At 61.7% G+C, this 16,143-nt stretch carries 15 protein-coding genes; 10 read left to right on the forward strand and 5 right to left on the reverse strand.

The annotated features are described in order from the left end of the window. Positions 1-124 precede the first annotated feature (124 nt). The 4 genes from dnaJ to ACE2AA_RS11835 all read left to right on the forward strand — a co-directional run bounded on the left by dnaJ (position 125) and on the right by ACE2AA_RS11835 (position 4,487). Complete coding sequence (dnaJ, locus tag ACE2AA_RS11820; RefSeq protein ID WP_395369904.1) at positions 125-1,252, forward strand: molecular chaperone DnaJ; 1,128 nt, start codon at positions 125-127, stop codon at positions 1,250-1,252. 182 nt (positions 1,253-1,434) lie between these two features. Continuing rightward, the gene (dapB, locus tag ACE2AA_RS11825) at positions 1,435-2,226 is read left to right on the forward strand and encodes a 4-hydroxy-tetrahydrodipicolinate reductase (protein ID WP_141261531.1); all 792 of its coding nucleotides are present in this window, start codon (positions 1,435-1,437) and stop codon (positions 2,224-2,226) included. Positions 2,227-2,373: 147 nt separating this feature from the next. Further along, positions 2,374-3,561, forward strand: coding sequence for a methionine adenosyltransferase (metK, locus tag ACE2AA_RS11830; protein ID WP_141261532.1), 1,188 nt, complete (start codon positions 2,374-2,376; stop codon positions 3,559-3,561). A 221-nt stretch (positions 3,562-3,782) separates the two neighbouring features. Continuing rightward, complete coding sequence (locus ACE2AA_RS11835; protein WP_141261533.1) at positions 3,783-4,487, forward strand: tRNA (guanosine(46)-N(7))-methyltransferase TrmB; 705 nt, start codon at positions 3,783-3,785, stop codon at positions 4,485-4,487. A 123-nt stretch (positions 4,488-4,610) separates the two neighbouring features. Here ACE2AA_RS11835 and ACE2AA_RS11840 read toward each other — a convergent pair whose 3' ends face one another. Beyond that, positions 4,611-5,552 (reverse strand): oxidoreductase, encoded by a 942-nt coding sequence (locus tag ACE2AA_RS11840; protein ID WP_141301692.1) that lies wholly within the window; start codon positions 5,550-5,552, stop codon positions 4,611-4,613. Further along, positions 5,549-6,316, reverse strand: coding sequence for a DedA family protein (locus ACE2AA_RS11845; protein ID WP_141261535.1), 768 nt, complete (start codon positions 6,314-6,316; stop codon positions 5,549-5,551). Before ACE2AA_RS11845 ends, ACE2AA_RS11840 begins: the two co-directional genes overlap by 4 nt. Between ACE2AA_RS11845 and ACE2AA_RS11850 the strand changes: the two genes are divergently transcribed. Continuing rightward, complete coding sequence (locus ACE2AA_RS11850) at positions 6,315-8,312, forward strand: prolyl oligopeptidase family serine peptidase (protein WP_141301694.1); 1,998 nt, start codon at positions 6,315-6,317, stop codon at positions 8,310-8,312. The two genes, ACE2AA_RS11845 and ACE2AA_RS11850, sit on opposite strands and share 2 nt — an antisense overlap. Positions 8,313-8,425: 113 nt before the next feature. Here the strand turns inward: ACE2AA_RS11850 and ACE2AA_RS11855 are convergent, their stop codons facing one another. The 3 genes from ACE2AA_RS11855 to ACE2AA_RS11865 all read right to left on the reverse strand — a co-directional run bounded on the left by ACE2AA_RS11855 (position 8,426) and on the right by ACE2AA_RS11865 (position 12,489). Further along, a complete protein-coding gene (locus tag ACE2AA_RS11855) occupies positions 8,426-9,907 on the reverse strand; it encodes a sugar porter family MFS transporter (RefSeq protein ID WP_141301696.1) in 1,482 nt (493 codons plus the stop codon). Positions 9,908-9,971: 64 nt separating this feature from the next. After that, a complete protein-coding gene (locus ACE2AA_RS11860; RefSeq protein WP_395369908.1) occupies positions 9,972-11,402 on the reverse strand; it encodes a protein adenylyltransferase SelO family protein in 1,431 nt (476 codons plus the stop codon). Between the two features lie 31 nt (positions 11,403-11,433). After that, the gene (locus tag ACE2AA_RS11865; RefSeq protein WP_395369909.1) at positions 11,434-12,489 is read right to left on the reverse strand and encodes an enoyl-CoA hydratase/isomerase family protein; all 1,056 of its coding nucleotides are present in this window, start codon (positions 12,487-12,489) and stop codon (positions 11,434-11,436) included. Between the two features lie 122 nt (positions 12,490-12,611). On the opposite strand from ACE2AA_RS11865, the gene ACE2AA_RS11870 reads away from it, so the two are divergent. From ACE2AA_RS11870 to ACE2AA_RS11890, 5 genes are all read left to right on the forward strand, one after another. Beyond that, entirely contained in the window at positions 12,612-13,106 is a 495-nt protein-coding gene (locus tag ACE2AA_RS11870; protein ID WP_141261540.1) for a flavin reductase, read from the forward strand. Positions 13,107-13,160: 54 nt separating this feature from the next. Then, positions 13,161-13,331, forward strand: coding sequence for a hypothetical protein (locus ACE2AA_RS11875; RefSeq protein WP_227001058.1), 171 nt, complete (start codon positions 13,161-13,163; stop codon positions 13,329-13,331). A gap of 63 nt (positions 13,332-13,394) precedes the next feature. After that, complete coding sequence (locus tag ACE2AA_RS11880; protein WP_141301704.1) at positions 13,395-13,892, forward strand: transcriptional repressor; 498 nt, start codon at positions 13,395-13,397, stop codon at positions 13,890-13,892. A 56-nt stretch (positions 13,893-13,948) separates the two neighbouring features. Beyond that, a complete protein-coding gene (locus ACE2AA_RS11885; RefSeq protein WP_227002470.1) occupies positions 13,949-14,491 on the forward strand; it encodes a hypothetical protein in 543 nt (180 codons plus the stop codon). Between the two features lie 44 nt (positions 14,492-14,535). Further along, positions 14,536-15,951 carry a sugar porter family MFS transporter gene (locus ACE2AA_RS11890; protein WP_141261543.1) on the forward strand — a complete coding sequence of 472 codons (1,416 nt, stop codon included), beginning with the start codon at positions 14,536-14,538 and terminating at the stop codon, positions 15,949-15,951. The last annotated feature ends 192 nt before the right edge of the window (positions 15,952-16,143 follow it).

A 16,143-nucleotide genomic window follows, 5' to 3' on the forward strand; every position in this document is an offset into this window, starting at 1 on the left:
CCAGGGTGGCGCCCGTGCTTCTGTGAAGACGGGCGCTTTTCATATTCTGTCCAGCAACACTATTCTGGAACGCGATGATCGTGCCGCGAGGATGCCGGGCGGTCGCGTTTGCTAGAGGACCCACATGGCCACCAAGATAGATTATTACGCAGTCCTTGAAGTTTCTCGCGATGCCAATGGTGACGAGATCAAGCGGGCGTATCGCAAGCTGGCCATGAAATACCATCCCGACCGGAACCCGGGGGATGGGGACGCGGAAAACAGGTTCAAGGAAATCAACGAAGCCTACGACGTGCTGAAGGATGACCAGAAGCGCGCGGCCTATGACCGGTTCGGCCATGCGGCGTTCGAGAGCGGTGGTCCCGGAGCTGGCGGCTTTGATTTCGGTGGCGGCGGTCTGGGTGACATTTTCGAACAGATGTTCGGTGACATGATGGGCGGCAGGCGCGGTGGCCGCCGTTCGGGTGCCGACCTGCAGGTGCAGGTTACCATCACCTTTGCCGAGGCGTTTGCCGGCGTTAAGAAAAAGATCACCGTTCCCACCCGCGTTACCTGCGAAAGCTGTGACGGCACCGGGTCGGCGGACAAGGATGCGAAGCCCGAAACCTGCCCTTCGTGCCATGGTGCAGGCAAGGTGCGCGCGCAGCAGGGCTTTTTCTTTGTTGAACGTCCCTGCCCCACCTGCCATGGGTCGGGTCGCCTGATCCGTAATCCGTGCAAGGAATGCCACGGCACCGGCACGGTGGAAAAGAACCGCACGATCGAGGTCGCAATCCCTGCCGGTGTGGAAGACGGTACCCGCATCCGTATTTCCGGCGAAGGGGAATCCGGCGGCAAGGGCGTGCCTGCGGGTGACCTGTATGTCCATGTGTCGGTCGAACAGCACGCGATATTCCAGCGCGATGGTGCCAACATCTACTGCCGCGTGCCCGTGCGCATGGCGCAGGCGGCGCTGGGAACCGAGATTGAGGTACCGGTCGTGGACGGGTCACGCACCAAGGTGAAGATCCCGGCGGGAACCCAGACGGGCGAACACTTCCGCCTGCGTGGCAAGGGGTTCTCGGTCCTGCGGTCTTCTGCACGTGGAGATATGTATATTCAGGTCGTGGTGGAGACGCCGCGCCACCTGACCAAGCGCCAGCGTGAACTGCTGGAGGAATTCGAAGGTGATGCGGCCGGTCATGCCAAGGGCAGCCCCGAAAGCACCGGGTTTTTCAGCAAGGTGAAGGATTTTTTTGAAGGCAAGCTGTAAGCCTGCTCCTGTCCCCACCCAGTCATGACAGGGGGGCGGTTGAAAAGACTGATTATTCAGGTGTAGGGTCATGACACTATTCATGGTGATCCCCCCCAACTTGCACCATGAGTAGGCTCAGGCGGCGCGATCCCCCGGTCGCGCCGCTATTTCTATATCTGGACACTGGTGGAGAAGACTGCATGGACGCGCAGCCATTGCGTATCGGGATCGCGGGCCTGAACGGGCGCGTAGGTCGCCTTCTGGCGGAAGAGGTGCCATCGGGTGGCGCCGTGCTGGCCGGGGGTACGACACGCGATGGTCAGAAGGTCGACGGCATTGATTGTCCGGTTTATGCCGATATTGCCGAACTCGCGCGCCACTGTGACGTCGTGATCGATTTCACCCATGCCGATACGGTTATCCCGCATGCTGCGGCACTGGCTGGAACCGGGACCGCATGGGTGCTGGGCACGACTGGCCTGTCGCCGGTCCAGCAGCAGGCAGTTGACGTGGCCGCGAAAAAGATCGCGGTGGTGCAGGCGGCCAATTTCTCCCCTGGCGTAACACTGGTCACGCGTCTTGCCCGGCAGATGGCTGCCATCCTGCCCGGTAGCGAATATGACGCCGAGATACTGGAAATGCATCATCGCCAGAAAGTCGATGCCCCGTCCGGCACGGCGCTGGCCATGGGGCGCGCGGTGGCCGAAGGCCGGGGTATCCGGCTGGAAGACCATATTGAAAGCGGCCGCGACGGCCATACCGGCCCACGTGCGGATGGTGCGATCGGTTTTGCCGCCCTGCGTGGCGGGCAGATCGTGGGCGAGCATTCGGTCATTTTTACGTCCGGGCATGAACAGATCAGCCTGACCCACCGCTCCTTTGACCGCCGGGTCTATGCCACCGGCGCGGTCCGGGCGGCACGCTGGTTACGCAGCCGTCAGAATGGTCTTTATGACATGGAAGATGTACTGGGGCTGGAACGCCCGGCGTAAATAAGCATGTCGGACTAATGTCATGGGATGGTGGTATTCAGGGAAATGGCTTGACGCCTGATTGGGTTTCCGTCAAACGCTTCCGATCGTACGCCGGGTTCCGCAGGCGTTATTTCTCCTACTCCACACGAGGCAGACAGGACCATCATGCGTAATAAAGGCGATTTTCTGTTTACATCGGAATCGGTATCCGAAGGGCATCCCGACAAGGTCGCCGACCGGATCAGTGATACCGTTCTCGATGCATTCCTGACCGCAGACGGTGAATCGCGCGTTGCGTGTGAAACGATGGTCACCACCAACCGCATCATCCTGGCGGGTGAAGTCCGTGGCCCGGCCTCTGTTACCCCCGACCTGCTGATCCAGGGTGCGCGCGACGCGGTGAAGGACATCGGTTACGATCAGGCTGGTTTCTCCTGGCGCAATGCCGAGGTGGAATACTACCTGCACGCACAGTCTGCCGACATCGCCGTGGGCGTGGACAGCGCGGGTGAAAAGGACGAGGGCGCTGGCGACCAGGGCATCATGTTCGGCTTCGCCACGCGTGAAACCGAAAGCCTGATGCCCGCGCCGCTGTTCTACGCGCATGATATCCTCCACCGCGTGCGTGACCTGCGCAAGGCAGGTGACCCGCGTGCAGCCGCCCTGCAGCCCGACGCCAAGAGCCAGGTCACCCTGCGCTATGTTGATGGCAAGCCGGTTGGCGCCACCTCCGTCGTGATTTCCACCCAGCACGTTGAAGGGGCCAGCCAGGCCACCATCCGTGAGGAACTGGGCAGCATCGTGCGTGATGTCCTGCCGGAAGGCTGGATGCCGCCGGAAGACGAATTCTACGTCAACCCCACCGGCGTGTTCGTCATCGGTGGTCCCGATGGTGACTGTGGCCTGACGGGGCGCAAGATCATCGTGGACACCTATGGCGGTGCGGCGCCGCATGGCGGCGGCGCGTTCTCGGGCAAGGATCCGACGAAGGTTGACCGTTCGGCGGCCTATGCCTGCCGTTACCTGGCGAAGAACGTCGTGGCAGCCGGTCTGGCCGATCGCTGCACACTGCAGATTTCCTACGCCATCGGCGTGTCCCACCCGCTGTCGGTCTATGTCGACCTTGATGGCACGGGCAAGGACATTGATGAGGCAAAGCTGGGCCGCGTACTGCGCGAAGTCATGGACCTGTCCCCGCGCGGTATCCGCAAGCACCTGCGCCTGAACCGTCCGATTTACACCCAGACCTCCGCCTACGGTCACTTTGGCCGTACGCCGGACGCGGCGAAGGACGATTTCACGTGGGAACAGACCGATCTGGTCGATGCCCTGCGTGGCGCGTTCAACCGCTAAAAAACAGGGAAAGTTTTTGGGTGCCGCCTTTTTTCAAAAAGGCGGTGTTCTTTGAAGCTTTTTGAAAAAAGATTCGCCAAAAACTTCCGTATTAAGGGGGCTTGCCATGTCTGCTTGCAAAAGCCGGTCGTGGCGGCCCCCGCCGTGTTTTCCCCGCCCCCATGGGGTTAATCATGCCGTGTGGTGTGCACCACGGCAGCAGGAGCAGGATTTTCGGGTATATGACGGCTTCCGTGGATGTAAAGGCATCTCCTGACCGGCTTTACGGACGCCAGCGCGGCCATCCGCTACGCCCGCGCCAGCAGCGGCTTCTGGACCAGACACTGCCGCGCATGCGCTTCCCCGAGGCGGCGATACCGGACCCGGCTTCAGCTTTCGGGCATGCGCCCGGACAGATCTGGCTGGAGGTGGGCTTTGGTGGCGGCGAACATTCGCTGGCCCAGCACGTGGCCCATCCGGATGTCGGCTATATCGCGTGCGAGGTCTTTGAAAACGGGCTGTGTTCCCTGCTGTCCCGCGTGGTGCCGGATGATGGGGAAGCAACCGCCCCCGTGCCTGACATGCTGCGGATATGGGATGAGGACGCGCGTATCCTGCTGCGCGGCCTGCCCGATGCGTCGATAGACCGTCTGTTCCTGATGTTTCCCGATCCGTGGCCCAAGTCCCGTCATGCGAAGCGGCGTTTCGTTCACCCCGAAACGGTCAGGATGGCGGCGCGTATCCTGCGTCCCGGCGCGATCTGGCGCGTGGCCAGTGACGACCCGACCTATCAGACATGGGTTGAGGAAGTGATGGGCGGGCAGGATCTGTTTGATACCGCACCGCCCGCCATGGTGCGTCCCGAAGGCTGGCCGCCCACCCGTTACGAAGCCAAGGCGCTGAAGGCTGGCCGCCAGCCGTTGTACTGGACGTTTGTCCGCCGCTGAGCAGTTATCCAGACCTCAGCCAATAGAAAAGTTTTGGGTGCCGCCTTTATTTAAAAGGCGGCGTTTCTTGCAGCTTTTAAAAAAGCTTCACCAGAAACTTTTCTTTATTTTAAAATTTCCTGATTACGACAACGACGTGCCGGTCAGTCGTTCCGCCACCTGCCACAGCCGTCGTGCAATGGTCAGGTCACGCGCGGCGGCCGGAATGAAGGCTTCAGCCACATGGCCCCGCCGTTCGCCCCGGCCACCTGGCCCGTAATAGCCGCCGTCACGGGCCTCTGGTGCCATGGCGGCGAATTCTATGGGCAGCGCGCCATGGGCTGCGGACTGCCCCATCAGGCGGAAGGCCCAGATCGCGCCAAAACGGGTCAGTCGTTCCTGCAGACCCTGTTTCGTATTCAGACGGCTGGCCGCGATGTCGGTCATGGCCCAGCCGGGATGGGCGGCAATGGAATGCAGCGGCCAGCCATGCGTGCGGGCCTGTCGGTCCAGTTCCAGCGCCAGGATCAGGTCCGCCAGCTTGCTCTGCCGGTAGGCACGGAAGGGAGCATAGCGGCGACGGCCCTGCAGGTCATCAAACACGATCTGGCCCGTCAGGGCGGCCAGGCTTGCCACCGTGACTACGCGCCCACCCTGCGGGGTCGCGCACAGCAGCGGGCGCAGGCGTGCCGTCAGCGCGAAGGGACCAAGGAAATTGGTACCGAACTGCAGTTCGAACCCGTCGTGCGTTTCCATGCGTCGCGGCGTGCCCATGACACCGGCATTGTTGACCAGAATGTCCAGCCTGTCGGTTTCATCCGCCAGTTCGCGTGCGAAGGTCGCGATCGAGGCAAGGCTTGCGACATCCAGCAGCCGGAACGTGACGTCAGCCCCCGGCGCATCGTGCTGCAGCCGGGTCAGGGCGGCCAGTCCCTTGTCGGCATTGCGGCCCGCAAGCATGACCCGCGCCCCGCGTGAGGCCAGGCCCAGGGCCGTCTGGTAGCCAAGGCCACCGGTAGCTCCGGTGACAAGGGCAAGGCGTCCGTCCATGCGGGGTGCCTGTCGGATGGTCCAGTGTCTTGTCATGTGTCCGCCTGTTCTCCGGATTGGTGCATTTCCTTCAGGGCTTCGGCTTCCACCTGTGCCGTCAGGCGCGCTTCATGCCGCCGCAGGAAAATGATGGTGCATACCATCATGATTCCCCCCCCGGTTGCGACTGCTATTCCCACGGGACCGGAAATGCGCATGATCCTGTGGCCAAGGTAATAGGCGGCATAGGCATATCCACCAGCCCAGATTATGCCACCGACTGCATTATATATCAGGAACCGGGACCACGGCATGTGGCTGGCCCCGGCCAGCAGGGCCACGAATACGCGCAGGATGGCAATGAAGCGTCCCGCGCATACAATGATCCCCCCATATCGCCGGAACAGGAAACGCCCGGTCTGGAGGCGTCGTGTCGTAAGCCCCACCTTCGCCCCATGGCGTTCCAGCAGCGGGTAGCCAAGCCCGCGCCCGATCAGGTAGCCAAGGTTGTCGCCCGTAATCGCGCCAATGATGGCGGCCGTCGCCACCCATGCAATATCCAGCCGGTGGGTGGTGGCGCAGTAGATCGCAGCCGAAATGACAAGGGTTTCAGCCGGAAGGGGAATGCCCATGCTTTCCAGCATGACAATAACGCCAATCACGCCATAGCCGTAATGCTGGAAAAGATGTTCGAGATGCTGAAGCAGCGGACTACCTGTCACAAATGAAAAGAGTATGTAGATTACGGATAACAGAACATAAAACGCGGTGTGTGCAATTCCGATACCATTGGCACGCACAAATGGCAGGAGCAAGAACATGACCCAGTCCGGCACCAGCGGCACGACGGATACCGGAACACGTCCTTATGGTACATGGCCCTCGCCCGTCAGTGCAGCACTTGTGGCGGGAAAGACGGTTTCCCTGTCGGATGTGCGGGTGGACGGGCGTGACATCTACTGGATCGAGGGCCGCCCGGCCGAGGGTGGGCGGCGCGTGCTGGTTCGTGCCCGTGCGGGGCAGGTGGCTGATGTGACCCCTGCCCCGTTTGATGTCGGCACGCGGGTGCATGAATATGGCGGTGGTGCTTATGCGGTATGTCAGGGTGTCATTGCGTTCAGCAACCGCCGCGACGGCAGCCTGTGGCTGGTCGAAGGGGGGAAACCCCGCTGTCTCTCGACCGGGGCGGGGCTGTGGTATGCCGACCTGACATTCAGCCCCGATGGTCGTTTCCTGTTCTGTGTGCGTGAAGACCACCGCCCGGAAGACGAGGAACCCGCCGCCGCCATCGTGGTGCTGGACTGCGCCATTACGGTAGACCCGGCGTTCAATGGCGGCACGCCGCTGGTCATGGGGCCGGATTTTCTGTCATCTCCCCGTCCTTCGCCCGATGGACGGTATATGGCATGGATCGAATGGGACCATCCGGCCATGCCGTGGGACGCCACCCGGCTGCGTGTCGCGACCCTGCTGCAGGAAGGGGACGATCCGCCGCGCCTTGCCGCGCCATGGAGTGCCGCGGGCGATGACGGGCAGGCGGAATCGGTCATCGAACCGTGCTGGGACGCGGCGGGACGGCTGCTGGCGCTGTCCGATCGCAGCGGGTGGTGGAATCTCTACCGGTTTGATACGACGTCCTCCTCTCCCGTGGCGCTGGCGCCCATGAAAGCTGAAATCGGTCAGCCGCACTGGGTATTCGGCCTGCGCAGTTACGTACCGCTGGCGGATGGCAGCATTCTGGCCATGGTCATCAACGACGGTGATACCCGTATGGTTTCCATCCATGATGGTGTGGTGACCCCGCTGGACCTTGGCCATCCCTCCGGCTGTCCCGTTCCGGTGGAAGGGGACGGGTTTGCATGGCTGGATGCGCCGCCAGATAACGCGGCGGCCGTGGTGCGTGGCCAGCCGGGACAGCCGCCGCAGGCCCTGCGTCGGGCGACGGAACTGCCACTGTCGGCGGATGATATCGCCCGCCCTGCCCCGATCCACTTTCCCCTGCCCGGTGGTGAGGGCACGGGACACGCCTTTTTCTATGCGCCCGCCAGCGCCCGTTATCGTGGGCCGGAGGGGGAAAAGCCGCCGCTGGTCGTCGTTGCCCATGGTGGTCCCACGGGGCGGGCCAATCCGGCCTTTTCATTCAAGGTGCAGTGGTGGACCAGCCGGGGCTTTGCCGTGGTCGATGTCAATTATGGTGGTTCAACCGGTTTTGGCCGCGCCTACCGGCAGCGGCTGGAACGGCAGTGGGGCGTGGTGGATGTGGATGACTGCATCGCCGCCTGCCAGTACCTTGTCACGACCGGACAGGTTGACCCCGCCCGCATTGTCATACGGGGCAGCAGCGCGGGCGGCCTGACCGTGCTGCTGGCGCTGGCGCGCTCCCGTCTGTTCGCGGCGGGTACCAGCCTGTATGGCGTGACCGACCTGCGCGCGCTGGCGCAGGATACGCACAAGTTTGAATCGCGTTATCTGGATACGCTGGTAGGTCCCTATCCTGCGGATGAAACGACCTATCTGGCCCGTTCCCCCATAACCCAGGTGGCGAACATCAGGGTGCCGGTCCTGTTCCTGCAGGGACTTGATGACCGGGTCGTGCCACCTGCGCAGGCGGAGTCCATGGTCGCGGCGCTGCGTGGACGCGGGGTAACCTGCGCGCTGTATGAATTTGAAGGTGAAGGGCACGGCTTCCGGCAGGAAACGACCATACGCAGGGCATGGGAGCTGGAACTGGCGTTTTACCAGCAGGTGCTGGCCTTGCCTGCCTCCCCTGCCCTGCATGTGGACCTGACTGCCCAGCAATCCGAAAAAGTCGTTTGAGCCGTAAAAAGCTTCACCAGAAACTTGTATTATTGCCTGAATGCAAAACGGGCGTTCCCTGATCGGAACGCCCGTTTTTTATTGGTGCCGACTGTATGCCGTGTTGTCGGCTGTTATTCTTCTTCCTCGACAATGGCGGTGTTGCCGCGTGTCGGGCGGAAGCGGCCTTCACGCAGGGCTTCCTCGATATCTTCCAGCGAGGCGCCACGTGTTTCAGGCACCATGAAATACACGAACAGGACCGACAGCAGGTTGACGCCTGCATAGAACCACATCGTGCCCCCCAGCGTGATCTTGGTGACCAGTGTCAGCGCCGTGCTGGTCACCAGCAGGTCACTGCCCCACAGCATGGCCGAATGCAGGCTGGTGGCGTTGCCGCGCATGGAAAGCGGGAACATCTCCGCCCCCAGCAGCCAGCCCACGACCTGGATGCCACCGGCGTTGAACACCATGAACAGCAGCATGAAAACAATGATCAGCCAGCTACCCATGCTGCCCGGCTGCGGGTGCAGCAGGAACATGATGCCAAGCCCGATCAGGCTGACCACACTGCCCGGCCCCATGACCAGCACCAGCCTGCGGCGGCCGATGCGGTCGACAATGTTCGATCCCAGCACGGTCATGACCAGATAGATGATCGAAATGCCAATGCTGGCCATCAACGCGGATGAACTGCCAAATCCCGCATCCGACAGGAAGGTCGGCGCATAGTAGATCATCATTTCCAGACCACCCGCCTGCGTGAAGAAGGCCACGCCAAGCGCGGCGACAAGGGCCGGACGCACCCAAGGCTGGCGCAGGCCGCGCCAGCCAATGTCGCGCGGGTCGGTTTCCTCGTTCGCATTGGCGTGGATACGGCGCATTTCGCGCCGGATGTCACGTTCGGAGGTGCGGATGCGCTGCAACTGTTCCAGCGCGGAATCCAGGCTTTCATGTTCCGCCGCCCAGCGCGGGCTTTTGGGCAGGAAGAACATGGAAATGAACACGACGGCAGCAGGTATGGCGGCAATCGCCACCATTGGTCGCCAGCCCCATGCATCACGCGCGGCAAAGCCGATGATGTTGGCGGCAAAGATGCCGATGCCGATGGCGATGTTGAACATCGTGACCATGTGCCCGCGCTTGTGCGCTGGCGCCAGTTCCGAGATGTACATGGGCACCACCTGCGTGGACCCGCCAACCGCCAGCCCCAGGAACACACGCGAAATGATCAGCATGTAAACATCTGGCGAAAAGGCGCAGGCCAGCGCCCCCAGAACGAAAATGGCCGTGACGATCATGATGGACTTGCGGCGTCCATAATGTTCGGACATCCACCCGGTCAGCAGCGAACCCATCACGGCGCCCGCCAGAATGGCGGAGGCCACCATCTCCTGATAGAAACTGCTGAGGTGGAAATCACGCGTAATCAGCAGCAGCGCGCCCGAGACGATCCCGGTATCGTAACCATAGAGGCCGCCACAGATTGCGGCCACGATGGCTGCGAGCCATAAGGTCTTGCGTGCGTTGGGGGAAATCTCGATCTGGGACATGTCGGGCAACGGTTCCGTTGCCTGTGGCGTGGGGTGTTGCGCTGGTGGGGTCTGGTTATTCATGCGGATGCCTGTTCCTTCCTTCTTCTTATAATTCGTTCGTCGTGGCCGGGTTCCCGGAACGGCATCAACCGTCCCGGGTGCGGTGGGCCTGCAGGGCCGCTTTCATGCTGGCGACCTGACGCATTGCATCATGCAGGCGGGACCAGTCATCGGTCGCCGCGATGGGCTGCCAGACGGCTTCCACCGTTTCGACAGACATCACGCACGGGGTTCCATTGTGGAAATACGGCTGTGACAGGTCGATGCCCCGTACCGGTTCATGTTGCATGATCCGGTCGTGCAGGGGACGGAAACCGTCCTGCGTATAAAAGTCTCCACGCGGTCCTGTTGTTGCACGTTTCTGGCTCTGTTCGCCACCATACCAGTCAAAAAACGGAAATTCAAATCCAATCTGGCTTTCATCCATGAAAGAAAAAAGACATTCGCGCAGATCAGTAGATGATTTTCTTGAAATCTCCTTCAGTCCAAGTCGATTAAGCACTGAAATATCAAGAAAGCGTTCATATCGTTCCCAGAAGTCATCAAAAATACTTTGTATTTTCTCAAGTGTGGAAAGGGAAATCAGGCACTCCCCCAGCCGGGCCACGTTCCACATCATCGCCTCGGGCTGACGGCCATAAGCATACAGGCCGGAATGATCGAAATAGGCGGCGGTGAAGGTCGGATTGAACGTGGGCGCGAACCGCCATGGCCCGTAATCAAAACTTTCGCCAGTAATGTTGATGTTATCGGTGTTGAGCACGCCATGCACGAAGCCTGCGGTCATCCACTGCGCGGTCATTTCGGCAATGCGGGTCGTGGCGGCGTCATACAGGGCCGCGGCGGGATCGGCGGTGCCGGTCAGGTCGGGGTAATAGGTTTCGATCACATATTCCATCAGCCGGTTCAGGCTTGCGCGGTCTTCATTGGCGACAAGGCGCTGGAACGTGCCGATGCGGATGTGGGAATGGCTCAGGCGGGACAGGACACATGACCGCGTGGGGGACGGTTCATCCCCACGGTGCAGGTTTTCGCCCGTTTCCACCACGCTCAGCGTGCGTGAGGTGCGCACACCTGCCGCATCCAGCCGTTCACTGGCCAGGATTTCGCGCAGGCCCCCCTTCAGCGTCAGGCGGCCATCGCCGCCGCGTGACCATGGCGTGGTGCCACTGCCCTTGGTGCCGATATCCAGCACGCGCTGGTCCACGCTGTCTTCAAGCTGCGCGAACAGGAAGCCCCGGCCATCGCCAAGGTCGGGATTGTACGCCCGGAACTGGTGGCCGTGATAGCGCAGGGCCAGTGGCTGTGACAGCGACCCGGGCAGGGGGTCGAAATACCCGAAATGGCGCACCCATTCGGTGTCAGTGAACGTGTCCAGTCCTATGCGGGGGGACACGTCATCATTGCGGTAGCGCAGGACGTGGGCGGGGAAGGTGGCGGCCTGCACCACGTCATAGAATTCATCCCCCAGTCGGCTGTGATGGGTAAGGGGCATGTAACGGTCGGAAAATGGCATTTCTATATACTTTACGTGTGATAATAAATTATTACTTATCCAGACTGGCGGTTACCAGACCCAGGGGCTGACAGGCATGCTCATGCAGGCAGGCTGCAATTTCATGTGGACGGACGACATCGACGCGGTCGGGTATCCAGTGCGGGGCATTATCCTTGTCAATCAGGCGCGCACGCACGCCTTCGGTAAAATCGGGACGCTGCAGCAGGTGACAGACCAACTGGAATTCCTGCTCCAGCACATGGTCCAGGTTCGGCAGGTCGCGGGCGGCATGCCAGGCGGCCAGGGTGATGCACAGTGAAAACGGGCATGCAGCCTCCAGTGCCGTCAGGTCCGCGCGCGCCCACGCGGCCGGGTGGGCGCGCAACCTGTGCAGCAGTTCGGGTATGTCCGGTGCATCATAAACCGGGGCAATGGTCGCCGTATCCGGACCTGCGTCCATGGGTGCACATGGTGGCAGGCTGTCCATCACCCTGCCTGCGGGCTGTCGGGTCAGGGCATGCCTTATGGCGTCCAGCGTGCTGGAATGGGCCATCCGGTCGGCCAGGCCCGCGTCGATGGCCTGTGTCGCGTTCATCCGTCCCCCCGTCAGCGCAAGGCGCAGCCCACTCAGTCCCGGCGCGCGGGACAGCAGATAGGACCCTCCGGCATCCGGCGTCAGCGCAATGGCGGTTTCGGGCATGGCAAGGATGGCACGTTCGGTCACGACCCTGTGGCGGACATGGCCGCCCAGCCCGATGCCGCCCCCCATGGCGATGCCATCCATGAACGAGACCACCGGCTTGGGATACCCCGCCAGCACGGAAGCAAGGCGGTAGCTGTAACGGAATGGCATGGCCCCGTCTTCCAGTCCCCCCGTTTCCAGCCGTTTGCGGATGGCGCGGATATCCCCCCCGGCGCAGAAGGCGCGCGGGCTTGCGCTGTCGATCAGCACGGTCTCGATCGCCGGGTCATCGCGCCATGCGCACAGGCAGGCGTCAATGCCTTCCAGCATGTCCATGTTCAGGGCGTTGAGTGCCGATGGCCGGTCGAGTGTGATGCGTCCCAGCCGACCGGTATGGTTTATGTGGATCAGTCCGGTATCCATGATGTCTCCTTGATGCGGTTTGCTGTGTTCAACCGGTACAGAATGCGCTACCCCCGCTATCGTCCGGCGTCACGGCTGCGTGCGGACCACAGGCATGCAACAGCTACTGAGGCATAAGCACCATGGGGATTGACGCCCTCACCTTTCGTAACGCCATGGCGCGGCTTGGCGCGGCGGTAAACGTTGTCACGACCGGAACACTTGATGATCCGGCGGGTTTTACGGCATCCGCCGTCTGTTCGGTTACCGATACGCCGCCGACCATCCTGGTCTGCCTTAACCGCAATTCACGGGTGCGCGACCGTTTCCGCGTGGATGCGGCCATGTGCATCAACGTGCTTGCCGCCGACCAGCAGGATATATCCGGCGTGTTCGCAAGCCCGCTGGAACAGGCGGAACGCTTCCGTTCCGGTCACTGGGACACGCTGACCACCGGTGCGCCCGTGCTGGATGAAGCCGTGCTGTCGCTGGACTGCCGGATCGAGCGTATTGTGGAAGTCGGCACCCACAGTGTCATGTTCGGCGCGGTGGAAAGCCTGCGCAACAGCAGCCCGCGTGGTGGACTGGTCTATTTCAACCGTACCTACCACATGTTGCCCCATGATGGGGATGAATAGGCCGTCTGTTCCAGGTTAAGGAAAAATCCAGCCTTTTGCGGCATGACGGGCCGGATGGACCGACAGGCAGAGGGGGCAGCGGGCATGGAGGATACACCCGGCAGGGCAGGCATGCGCACGGACAGGGTTCCTGTCTTGACGCTGCGCGGGCTGATCTGGATACATGCAGGCCTAGCCCTGTTCGTGGCGTTTATGGCCATGTGGGCGGATCACCTGCCGGATTGACCCTGCCCGGGCTGACATCGGGCGTGGAAAGCATGCCGGTAACCGGACACAGGAGCACCAGAAGTGGCCCGCACGATACAGACGGCCGGAACCGGTCTGCCCGATGGGGTGGAACCCCTGCTTGATCAGGCGGCGGCCGTATGTCTGGCGCGCGCCGTCAGGCTTACGGAAATCCGCAGGCTGGTGCTGGGGCTGGTGCTGGCGGCGGACCGGCCGCTGGGGGCCTATGACCTGCTGGAACAGATCCGCATAAGCCGTGGCAAACCGGTGGCGCCGCCCACGGTTTACCGGGCGCTGGACTTCCTTATGGAACAGGGGCTGATTCACAAGATCGAACGTCTGTCCGCCTTTGCCGGGTGTCGGCACATGCTGGAATCCGGGCATGCCTGCCACGGGCATGTCCATGCCGCGCAGTTCCTGATCTGCAGCAAATGCGGGCGTGTGACCGAGCTGGATGATCCCCATATCCTCAAGGCGCTGCTGGAGGTCACGCGGGCGCGTGGCTTTTCGGTCCGCCAGACCACCATAGAGGCGGAGGGCCTGTGCGCGGCATGCGCATAAAGGACCGGACTTGACCGCAACCGGCCGCAATGGCCCGTCATGGATGGGGCACGGACATGGTGCAACGCCGAAAGGGCCGGATGGCCGAACTGCCCTTTGCCGCCCTTGCGCGCAGTCGGAAGCCAGGCCGGGCATCGCGACGCACGGACGCCCGGCCTGCAATACCGCCCGACGAACAGCCAGACCTGTTTGTCGCCCCCATGCCCGGTATCCGGCCCGTTCTGAGCTATCTCGATATCGCAGTGATCGGCCTGGGGCGGGTGGATGTGCGCCAGTGGCATGCGGGCGAGGGGGCGGACGGGTATCTGTACCATGTAACGACGCAGGCGGATCTGGAAACGATACAGGCCCGGGGCACCATCGTGTTTTCACCGCGCGCGCCACTGGTGCTGACGGAACGCCCCGGCGTGACACTATGGCTTGCAAACATGATGGAAGTCATGGAAACGGACGATATGGCAGGGCATACAGCAGATATGCCGGTCGTTTTTAGGGTAAAACGATTTGTAATCGATGAATTGCTGGAACATGATCCTGACCGGACGCGAAGACACGGTGTATCGTTCTTTCTACTGACCGGCCTGACCCGGCAGGAATAATCTGATCACCGGCAACAAGAAAAAGATCAAAGGACCGGACCTTAATGGAAAATCAGCCCGCGGCTACCGGATTTGACACGGCAAGGCTGCGTACCCTCATCATCGGCTGCCTTGCGGCCCTTGCCGGTCTTATGGCCGGGCTGGATATCGGGGTCATATCCGGTGCACTGGATCTGGTGGCCCAGGCATTCCATGCCAGCACGCTGCAGCAGGAATGGATTGTCAGCGCCATGATGGGGGGGGCAGCCGTAGGCTCCCTGTGTGGTGGCTGGATGTCGCACCAGATCGGGCGCAAGCATGCGCTGCTGGTGGGGGCTGCGGTGTTCGTGGCGGGGTCACTGGCCTGTGCGCTGGCATGGTCGATCCCGTCCATGATCGCAGGGCGCCTCATCATGGGGCTTGCGATCGGGGTGGCGGCGTTCACCGCCCCCCTTTACCTGTCCGAAATCGCCAGCGAACAGGCGCGTGGCGCCATGATCTCGACGTATCAGCTCATGATTACGGCGGGGATTTTCATCGCGTTCCTCAGCAACACCATGTTCAGCTATTCCGGTAACTGGCGCGGCATGTTCGCTGTTGCCGCAGTGCCGGGCGTGCTGTTTCTGATCGGTGTGCTGTTTCTGCCCTACAGCCCGCGCTGGCTTATGATGCGTGGCCGGCGTAAGGAAGCGCTGGAAGTACTGGTGGATCTGCGGGACGACCGTAGTGCCGCCATGCAGGAAATCCAGAACATCAGCCGCCAGCTTCAGCAGAAGCAGCGCGGCTGGAGCCTGCTGCGCAACAACCGCAATTTCCGCCGCTCCATCTTCCTGGGCATGACGCTGCAGGTCATGCAGCAGCTCGCGGGCGTGAATGTGGTGATGTACTATGCCCCCAAGATCTTCGCGCTGGCTGGTTACGTCGGCCCCGCGCAGTTGTGGTGCACCGCCATGGTGGGGCTGGTGAACATGCTGGCTACCTTCATCGCCATTGGCCTGGTGGACCGCTGGGGACGCAAGCCCATCCTGTATACCGGTTTCATCATCATGGCCGTGGGCATGGGCTGCCTGGGTTTCATGCTGAACCGGCCCAGCCTGGGACAGACGGAACAGATCATCTCGGTCTTCATGCTGCTGATCTACATTTCCGGCTTTGCCATGTCTGCTGGTCCCCTGATCTGGGTTCTGTGTTCGGAGGTGCAGCCGCTGCAGGGGCGTGACCTTGGTATTTCCATCTCCACGCTGACCAACTGGATCGCCAATATGATCGTGGGGGCGAGCTTCCTGTCGCTGCTGCAATGGATGGGTAACGGGCCGACTTTCTGGCTGTTTGCCGCGTTCAACCTGTTTTTCGTGCTGGTGACGTGGCGCTTCATTCCGGAAACACGCGACATGTCGCTGGAAAAGATCGAACAGCGCCTTATGGCGGGCCTGCCGCTGCGCGAAATCGGGCAGGGCAGGCCGCTGCCTGACAGCGAGTAACCGGGAGACCGGATTGCGTCTGCCCTGCGGCAGGCATGGTGCGGGGGCACGGTAATATAATGGATGGGCGTAGCCTTATGGCTGCGCCCGTTTTTATTTTGCCGTCTCCCTTTCCATAAGAAAAGGCGCGGACGACCAGCGACTGTTCAAAATAACCTGTTGATAAAAAATAAAAGTTTTCAGGCGCCGCTT

The sequence above is a fragment of the Komagataeibacter diospyri genome (assembly GCF_043995075.1).
GTDB classification, from domain to species: Bacteria; Pseudomonadota; Alphaproteobacteria; order Acetobacterales; family Acetobacteraceae; genus Komagataeibacter; species Komagataeibacter diospyri.